The sequence below is a fragment of the Collimonas fungivorans genome, assembly GCF_028292705.1.
GTDB classification, from domain to species: domain Bacteria; phylum Pseudomonadota; class Gammaproteobacteria; order Burkholderiales; family Burkholderiaceae_D; genus Collimonas; species Collimonas fungivorans_B.
Genome location: NZ_JAQGLV010000344.1, coordinates 1 through 7,363, shown reverse-complemented (window position 1 = coordinate 7,363; position 7,363 = coordinate 1). Strand labels below are relative to the sequence as shown.

The window sequence follows — 7,363 nt, the reverse complement described above, 5'->3', positions numbered from 1 at the left end:
CATCGCGACTGGGAAGAAAAAGTCTGCGCCCAGGCCGGGTTGCAGGCCAGCCTGCCCTTGTGGAACCAGCCACGGCGCCGGCTGGTGGATGAATTCCTGGCGCTCGGTTTCAAGGCGCTGGTGGTATGCGTCCATGGCAAGCATCTGCCGCAGGATTTTTGCGGGCGCGAATTCGACGCCGCCTTTCTCGCCGACCTGCCGCCAGAGGTGGATGCCTGCGGCGAAAACGGCGAATTCCATACCTTCGTCTATGACGGCCCGGCGTTCGCCCACGCGGTTCCGTTTCGCCGCGACCGCATCAGTCCCTATCATTCGCCGCCCGAACTGGGCTCGACCACTTACTACTTTCAAGAATTGCTGGCGGCCTGAACCGCCGGCCATATGCACGTCTTGAGCATCAGGCGCGCCGCTTATGCGTAAAATGCTGGATGTTGTTTAAATGCGCCTGAAACAAGTATCAAAAACATAACTGAAGACCGGCGCCGTTTCCCCACCTTTTTACAGACCCACACCATGCAAGCAGGAATGTTCTACGCGATCGCCTCCTACATCCTGTGGGGCTTGTTCCCGATTTACTTCAAGGCGCTGGAAGCCGAGATTCCGCCGGTCGACATCGTCATGCACCGGATGCTGTGGTCGTTCCTGTTCCTGGTGATCGTGCTGACCGTACGCAAGCAATGGGCCTGGGTCGGGCCGGTGCTGCGCCAGCCGCGCGTCATCGGCGGTTTCATCGCCAGCGCGCTGCTGCTGACCGCCAACTGGACTACCTATATCTGGGCCGTCAACAACAACCACATCGTCGAAGCCAGCCTCGGCTACTTCATCAACCCGATGGTCAGCGTGGCGCTCGGTTTCATCTTCCTGCGCGAACGGCTGCGCCTGCTGCAGTGGCTGGCGATCGCGCTGGCCGCCGCCGCCGTGCTGTGGCTGACCTGGCAAGCCGGCCACCCGCCCTGGATTGCGCTGACCCTGGCTGTGACTTTCGGCAGCTACGGCCTGCTGCGCAAGACCGCCAGCCTCGGCGCCCTGCCCGGCCTGGCGCTGGAAACGGCGCTGGTGCTGCCGCTGGCGCTGGCTTACCTGGCGTATACTACGGTGCAGGACCACAATACCTTCGTCAGCGCCTCGACTTCCACCAAGTGGCTGCTGGTCGCCGCCGGCCCGATCACCTCGATTCCGCTGCTGATGTTCGCCGCCGGCGCCCGCCGCCTCCCGCTGTCGCTGGTCGGCGTGCTGCAATACATCACGCCGTCGCTACAGCTGCTGCTCGGCGTCTGGCTATATGACGAGGAACTGGACGGCGCCAGGCTGGCAGGCTTCATCGTCATCTGGGTGGCTTTGGCCCTGTATTCGGCTGAAGGCCTGTGGCGGACATTTACAACGCGCCCCGGCGCTTCGACTTAAGGGTCGACATCGGTTATTCTTGGCAGTCTGGCTAGTTTTTACTGCTTCTCCATTCACTTAATCATCATTGCTCCTCATGGCCCAATACGTCTACACAATGAACAAGGTCGGCAAGATCGTGCCGCCCAAACGCCAAATCCTGAAAGATATCTCGCTGTCGTTTTTCCCCGGCGCCAAAATCGGTGTGCTGGGCCTGAACGGTTCCGGCAAATCGACCCTGCTGAAAATCATGGCCGGCATCGATACCGATATCCAGGGCGAAGCAGTGCCCATGCCTGGCCTGAACATCGGCTACCTGCCGCAGGAACCGCAGCTCGATCCTGAGCAAACGGTGCGCCAGGCGGTCGAAGGCGGCCTGGGCGAAGCGTTTGAAGCGCAAGCCAAGCTGGATGCGGTATACGCCGCCTATGCCGAAGAAGGCGCCGATTTCGACGCGCTGGCGGCGGAACAGGCGCGGCTGGAAGACATCCTGGCCACCGCCGGCGACGGCAATCTCGACCTGCAGCTGGAAATGGCGGCCGACGCCTTGCGCCTGCCGCCCTGGGACGCCAAGATCGGCGTGCTGTCCGGCGGCGAGAAGCGCCGCGTCGCGCTGTGCCGCCTGCTGCTGTCGAAACCCGACATGCTGCTGCTGGACGAACCGACCAACCATCTGGACGCCGAATCGGTGGACTGGCTGGAGCAGTTTCTGCAGCGCTTCCCCGGCACCGTGGTCGGCATCACCCATGACCGCTACTTCCTCGACAACGCCGCCGAATGGATCCTGGAGCTGGACCGCGGCCACGGCATCCCGTGGAAGGGCAACTACAGCTCGTGGCTGGAACAAAAGGGCAACCGCCTGAAGCAGGAAGAAGCCACCGAATCGTCACGCCAGAAAACCATCGCCAAGGAACTGGAATGGGTGCGGCAGAATCCGAAAGGCCGCCAGGCCAAGAGCAAGGCCCGCCTGGCGCGCTTCAATGAACTGAGCGAACACGAATACCAGAAGCGCAACGAGACCCAGGAAATCTTTATCCCGGTAGCCGAGCGCCTGGGCAATGAAGTGATCGAATTCAAGAACGTGTCGAAATCGTTCGGCGACCGCATGCTGATCGACAACCTCAGCTTCCGCATCCCGGCCGGCGCCATTGTCGGCATCATCGGCCCTAACGGCGCCGGTAAATCGACCCTGTTCAAGATGATCACCGGCAAGGAACAGCCGGACAGCGGCGAAGTGGTGATCGGCGCCACGGCGCGGGTATCGATCGTCGACCAGTCGCGCGATTCGCTGTCGGACCAGAAGACCGTTTTCGAAGACGTCTCGGGCGGCGCCGACATCCTCACCGTCGGCCGTTTTGAAATGCCGTCGCGCGCCTACCTGGGCCGCTTCAACTTCAAGGGCGGCGACCAGCAGAAGATCGTCGGCAACCTGTCCGGCGGCGAACGCGGCCGCCTGCACCTGGCCAAGACCCTGCTGCAAGGCGGCAACGTGCTGCTGCTGGATGAACCGTCCAACGATCTCGACGTTGAAACCCTGCGCGCGCTGGAAGACGCCTTGCTGGAATTCGCCGGCAGCGTGATGGTGATCAGCCATGACCGCTGGTTCCTGGACCGCATCGCGACCCACATCCTGGCCTTCGAAGGCGAATCGCAGGTGTCGTTCTTTGATGGTAACTACCAGGAATATGAAGCCGACAAGCGCAAGCGCCTGGGCGAAGAAGGCGCCAAGCCGAAGCGGATCCGCTACAAGCCGGTGACGCGCTGATTGCGCAGTAGATTGAAGTATCCAAGGCGGACAGCGCTCGCTGCTCCGCCCTGGATATCAGTATTCAGATATGCAGCCAGGCCAGCGTGCCCAGCACCACGCTGACCGCCCCGGCGCCATACGCCATCTTTTTCAGCCACTCCTTGCGTGTCAGCAAAGTAATCGCGGCCAGCGAAATCGCAATCTGGATTGCCGTCATCGCCTGCGCCCAGCGGTGATGCTGGTGCAGCGCCAGCTCTGATTTTTCATCCCATTCCCTGGCCTCGGTTTCGAGCGCTTCCGCCTTTTTCTGCACCACTTCCTTTTCACTCTTGTAGCGCGCTGCTTCAGCGCTGTAGTGGGCAGCGTCGACGCCGGGGATATGGGTCGCCAGCTCGGCCAGGTTCTGGCGGCTGGACTTGGCCTGGTAGTAATTCCACTGGTTGGCCGCCTCGGTCTTCTTGATGGCGGCGTCGTTCTTGTTCATCGCCGCGGCGCTCTCGGTAGAGCCGGCCTGGTAGCTGAACAGGGCGCCGACGGTCGCCATGAGCGCCGTCATCACCGCGATCTTGCCGGCGAAATTGTCGCCGCTGCCATGGGCATGTTCAGTGACATGCTCGATATGATGCTCGTGCGGGCTGGGGACTTCGAATTCTTCGGACATGGCGTTTGATCCCTGAAAAAATTGTTTAGCGATTGTATCCGGCGGCGACCCGGTTGCCGATGCCGCAGACGTAAAAAAGCCGGCTGAATCAGACAGGATGATTCAGCCGGCTTTTTACCTGCCAAGGCGACAAGCATCGCCTCGGCTCACAGCCTGTGATCAGTAGGTGTAAAACATGCGCTGGATTTCTTTGGTGTTATTGGTCTTGGTCAGCGCCAGCATCAGCAGGATGCGCGCTTTTTGCGCATTCAGCGTATCGGCCACCACGAAGTCCAGTTCGTCGTCGTTGGCTTCGCCGTTGCGCGCCACGATGCCTTGGCCTACGCGGCTGGCGCGGACGATGATCACGCCCTTCTTGCGTGCTTCGACCAGAGGCGTTTTCATCTGCGCGGCAATGCTGCCGTCGCCGACGCCGGCCTGGATGATGCCCTTGGCGCCGGAAGCGACTTGGGCGTCGAGCGCGGCGCGGGTCATGTTGGCGTAGCCGTAGATGATGTCAACCTGCGGCAGCACGTCCAGCTTGCTGACGTCGAATTCCGTATCGACCGTGTTCTTGCGGGTCGACTGGCGGTAGAAATAGGCCTTGTTGCCCTGGATGTAGCCCAGCATGCCGAGTTCGGTCGACTTGAAGGTGTCGGTAGTCGACGTATTGGTCTTGCTCACTTCGCGCGCAGCGTTGATCTGATCGTTGAGCGACACCAGCACGCCCTTGCCGATGGCGTCCTTGCTGCCGGCCAGCAGCACGGCGTTGTACAGGTTGATCGGGCCATCGGCCGAGATCGCGGTCGAAGGACGCATGGCGCCGACCACCACTACCGGCTTGCGGCTCTTGACGGTCAGGTCGAGGAAATAGGCAGTTTCTTCGATGGTGTCAGTGCCGTGGGTGATGACGATGCCATCCACGTCCGGCTGCGCCAGCAAGGCATTGACGCGCTTGGCCAGCTTCAGCCAGTGGTCGTTGGTCATGCTTTCGCTGGCGATCTGGAATACCTGCTCGCCTTTGACATTGGCGACTTTCTTCAGCTCAGGAACCGCTGCGATCAGTTTTTCGACACCGACAGTGGCTGAGGTATAGCCGACCGTGGTGGTGCTGTCTGCGCCGGTGCCGGCAATGGTGCCGCCGGTGGCCAGGATCATCACGTTAGGCAGTTTGGCCTGGCTGTCCTGCGCATGCGCCACGGAAGTGGACAGCAACAAGGCGCCGAACATCATCAATGCGTAGGAATTGAGGGTACGCAGTGTAAGTTTGCGGGTAGACATAAATCTCCTGATCTGTTGATTGTTGTGGACCGCTGGCTGAGCCGGAAAGCGGTCACGCGGCATTTCAACGTTCTGCAACGCGCTGCCGCGCCGCGGAACTGTAGCTAAAGTCGGCAAAGCGATCTAATGCCATTTATGCATAGGATTATGCATAATTATTATAGCCATCGTTCCCGGTAAGGAATGGCTTAATCGGATCGGTTTCCTGCCAAAAAACCAACTAGCAAGAACCACGCCTGTCACGCGGCAAGCTTGGCTTCCGCCTCGCGCGTGATATGCAGTTCGCGCATCGGGAACGGGATCGAGCAGTTCACCGCCGCCAGCGTGGCTTGCACTTTTTGTGCAATCGACCAGCGCACGTCCCAGTATTGGGAAGTCGTGGTCCAGGCCCGCAGGTTGAGCATGACCGCGCTGTCGGCGTGGTCGGTGACGACCACGAACGGCGCCGGCGTCGCCAGGATGCGCTCGTCCGCCAGCAGCAGTTCCTTCAGGGCCTGGATCGCGACCGCCGGATTATCCTTGTAGCTGATGCCGATCGGCATGTCGATGCGGCGCGTATTGTTGCGGCTGAAGTTAGTCAGCGCGCTGTTCCACAGCTGGTTGTTGGGCGCGAACAGGCAGATGCCGTCGGCCTTGGTCAGCTTGGTGGCAAACAGGCCGATTTCATCGACGGTGCCTTCGATGCTGCCGTTGGAGATGTATTCGCCGACCTGGAACGGCCGCAGCAACAGCAGCATCATGCCGGCCGCGATGTTTTGCAAAGTCCCTTGCAAGGCCAGGCCGATCGCCAAGCTGGCGGCGCCGAGGACGGCGATGATGCTGGCGGTCTGCACGCCGAACTGGCCGAGCACGGCCACCACCGTGATCAGGCGCACCAGCCACAGCAGCACGCTGCGCAGCACCGGGCGCAAGGTGGCGTCCAGGCTGGCGCGCACCATGACGCGGTCGAGCGCATTGGCGAAACGCGACGACAGCCACCAGCCGACCGCCAGCGTGAAGATTGCCAGCACCGCATTGAGGCCGTAGTGCAAGGACGATTCGAGCAGGAAATTCCAGATCGAAGAGAGTTGGTTGACGGCTAATATGTTCAAGGGCAGCTCCTGTTGCTTGTATGAAATAACGCGGACTAATGGACGGTAACAGCCGATTCGATCCGCGTATCGAGCCCTCTATGTTACCAGTTGCTCCCGGCACAACCCGCGAATCCCAGCCAGACCGCGCCGGGTTTGCTACCATATGGCTGATTCGCCAACCCGCGCAGCCGCAGTCCTTACCTTCTTTAGCGACACAATGAGCAAATTCTGGAGTCCCATCGTCAGCCGCCTGACGCCTTACACCCCCGGCGAACAACCCAAGCTGAGCAAGCTGGTCAAGCTCAACACCAATGAAAACCCGTACGGCCCGTCGCCGCTGGCGCTGGAAGCCATGCGCAGCGAGCTGGGCGACAACCTGCGGCTGTATCCGAACCCGGACGCCGAGCCGCTCAAGCTGGCGCTGGCCGAACAGAACGCCGCGCACGGCATCACGCCGGCCCATGTGTTCGTCGGCAACGGTTCCGACGAGGTGCTGGCGCATGCCTTCCAGGCCTTGCTGCAGCATGAGCAGGCGATCCTGTTCCCGGACATCAGCTACAGCTTTTACCCGACTTACTGCGGCCTGTACCAGGTCGCCTACCGGACCGTGCCGCTGGCCGCGGACTTTACGCTGCGGGTCGACGACTACCTGGACACTGCCGCCGGCGGCATCATCTTCCCCAACCCGAACGCGCCTACCGGCTGCCTGCTGCCGCTGGCCGAAGTCGAACGGCTGGTGGCCGGCCAGCCCGACTGCGTGGTGATCGTGGATGAAGCCTATGTCGACTTCGGCGGCGACAGCGCGATCCCGCTGGTGGCGCGCTACCCCAACCTGCTGGTGGTGCAGACCTTGTCCAAATCGCGTTCGCTGGCCGGCTTGCGGGTCGGTTTTGCGATCGGCCAGCCGGACCTGATCACGGCGCTGGAGCGGGTCAAGAACAGTTTCAACTCCTATCCGCTGGACCGCATGGCGATCGTCGGCGCCACCGCGGCGATCAAGGACCAGGCCCATTTCGAGCAGACCCGGCAGGCCGTCATGGCCAGCCGCGAACACCTGGTCAGCAGCCTGGCCGCGCTCGGTTTCGACGTCCTGCCGTCGGCCGCCAACTTCGTGTTTGCCCGCCATCCGCGCCACGACGGCGCCAAGCTGGCGGCCCGCCTGCGCGCCGACGGCATCATCGTGCGCCATTTCGGCAGCGCCCGCATCGCCCAGTTCCTGCGCATCACCGTCGGCACCGA

At 61.8% G+C, this 7,363-nt stretch carries 6 protein-coding genes and 1 pseudogene; 4 read left to right on the top strand and 3 right to left on the bottom strand.

Going from position 1 to position 7,363, the window contains the following annotated elements; all coding sequences use genetic code 11:
* From JWQ61_RS19230 to ettA, 3 genes and pseudogenes are all read left to right on the top strand, one after another.
* Positions 1-369: pseudogene (locus JWQ61_RS19230) on the top strand (adenosine nucleotide hydrolase); the annotation flags it as partial.
* Between the two features lie 144 nt (positions 370-513).
* Positions 514-1,404, top strand: coding sequence for an EamA family transporter RarD (gene rarD, locus JWQ61_RS19225; RefSeq protein WP_304361911.1), 891 nt, complete (start codon positions 514-516; stop codon positions 1,402-1,404).
* Between the two features lie 76 nt (positions 1,405-1,480).
* Positions 1,481-3,148 (top strand): energy-dependent translational throttle protein EttA, encoded by a 1,668-nt coding sequence (ettA, locus tag JWQ61_RS19220; protein ID WP_304361910.1) that lies wholly within the window; start codon positions 1,481-1,483, stop codon positions 3,146-3,148.
* A 64-nt stretch (positions 3,149-3,212) separates the two neighbouring features.
* Here the strand turns inward: ettA and JWQ61_RS19215 are convergent, their stop codons facing one another.
* The 3 genes from JWQ61_RS19215 to JWQ61_RS19205 form a co-directional block, all read right to left on the bottom strand.
* Entirely contained in the window at positions 3,213-3,791 is a 579-nt protein-coding gene (locus JWQ61_RS19215) for a DUF4337 domain-containing protein (protein ID WP_120234049.1), read from the bottom strand.
* Positions 3,792-3,950: 159 nt separating this feature from the next.
* Positions 3,951-5,003 (bottom strand): type II asparaginase, encoded by a 1,053-nt coding sequence (locus JWQ61_RS19210; RefSeq protein ID WP_304361912.1) that lies wholly within the window; start codon positions 5,001-5,003, stop codon positions 3,951-3,953.
* Positions 5,004-5,290: 287 nt separating this feature from the next.
* Entirely contained in the window at positions 5,291-6,142 is an 852-nt protein-coding gene (locus tag JWQ61_RS19205) for a mechanosensitive ion channel family protein (RefSeq protein WP_304361909.1), read from the bottom strand.
* A gap of 199 nt (positions 6,143-6,341) precedes the next feature.
* Here JWQ61_RS19205 and hisC point away from each other — a divergent pair.
* A partial coding sequence (gene hisC / locus JWQ61_RS19200; RefSeq protein WP_304361908.1) for a histidinol-phosphate transaminase occupies positions 6,342-7,363 on the top strand: 1,022 nt, incomplete at its 3' end.

Excerpts from the sequence above, each read along its gene's own strand:
- JWQ61_RS19215 (WP_120234049.1), bottom strand. The coding sequence starts at position 3,791 with ATGTCCGAAGAATTCGAAGTCCCCAGCCCGCACGAGCATCATATCGAG.
- ettA (WP_304361910.1), top strand. The coding sequence starts at position 1,481 with ATGGCCCAATACGTCTACACAATGAACAAGGTCGGCAAGATCGTGCCG.
- rarD (WP_304361911.1), top strand. The coding sequence starts at position 514 with ATGCAAGCAGGAATGTTCTACGCGATCGCCTCCTACATCCTGTGGGGC.
- JWQ61_RS19210 (WP_304361912.1), bottom strand. The coding sequence starts at position 5,003 with ATGATGTTCGGCGCCTTGTTGCTGTCCACTTCCGTGGCGCATGCGCAG.